The organism is Mesorhizobium sp. M5C.F.Ca.IN.020.32.2.1 (assembly GCF_004023105.1).
Taxonomy (GTDB): Bacteria; Pseudomonadota; Alphaproteobacteria; order Rhizobiales; family Rhizobiaceae; genus Mesorhizobium; species Mesorhizobium wenxiniae.
In genome coordinates this window covers 1-991 of the sequence record NZ_RZSX01001381.1, presented here as the reverse complement: position 1 = coordinate 991, position 991 = coordinate 1, and the positions used below count along the sequence as shown (strand labels likewise).

Below are 991 nucleotides of genomic sequence, written 5' to 3'. Positions count from 1 at the left end.
GAATACCAGTGGGCGAAGTCAGCGTTGCAGGAAAGCGCCTCGCGCCCCGCATTCGAAATCGTCAGCGGCACACGATCGAGCCCGTCGGTGCCGGTTCGCACGGTGATGTGCCGCAATTCAACCGCGCTGGCGAACGACGTGAACGCCAGCGCTATCGGAAGGATGTATCGCACAACCACCTTGCCTGAACTCCGTATGGGATTGTTCAGGCAGCCTACCTCGCGTTTGCGCAATAACAATAAGAATATCTTGGATCAACCGAACAGAGAGGGTAACATGTCTAAGTTTCTGAAGAGCAGCGTAAGCGCTGTTATATTAAGCGGCCTCTTGCTGGGCAACGCACTTGCCGCCGAAGTCACGTCCATTGCCATCCTGACGCCGGAAGAAGGCACTGATTATGGCTGGAACCAGCAAGGCATCGACGCTGCCAAGGCAGCGGCGAAAGCTGCCGGTGTCGAGATAGTGATGGCGCAGGGGCTCGGCTATGGTGACGTGCGGCCGACATTGCGGGAACTGGCGGCTGACGGCGCCAGCCTGCTGATCGCCCATGCCAGCGGCTACAACACCGCGGCACCCGAAATCGCCAAGGAAACCAAGGTGCCGGTGGCGATCGTCGATACACCGACCGGTCTGGAGAAGGGCCTGGTCGCCGACTACACGCTGAGCGGTCACCAGGGCGCGTATCTTGCCGGTCGTCTCGCCGCCAAGATGTCGCGTTCCAAGTCGGTCGGTATCGTCGTGTCCGGCGAGCCTCCGTCGTGGAACTCGCAGTCGGCTGCGTTCGCGCAGGGCGTCAAGGCCGAGAATCCGGACGTCAAGGTTACCTACGCGGTGATCGGGCCCGCCGCCTACAGCGATGCGGCCGGCGGCAAGCGCGTCACCGAAAGTGTGATCGCGTCCGGCGCCGACATCATCTTCGGCCAGGGCAACGGCTCGAGCTTCGGCATGCTGCAGGCGGTCGAGACGACCAAGGCCGGCGATGGCGGTAAGG

Annotated in this window: 1 protein-coding gene; it reads left to right on the top strand. The window is 62.2% G+C overall.

The features are described 5' to 3' along the window. Positions 1–276 precede the first annotated feature (276 nt). Positions 277–991, top strand: a 715-nt coding sequence (locus EOA86_RS36170; protein WP_128345801.1) for a BMP family ABC transporter substrate-binding protein, incomplete at its 3' end; no start/stop codon positions are given.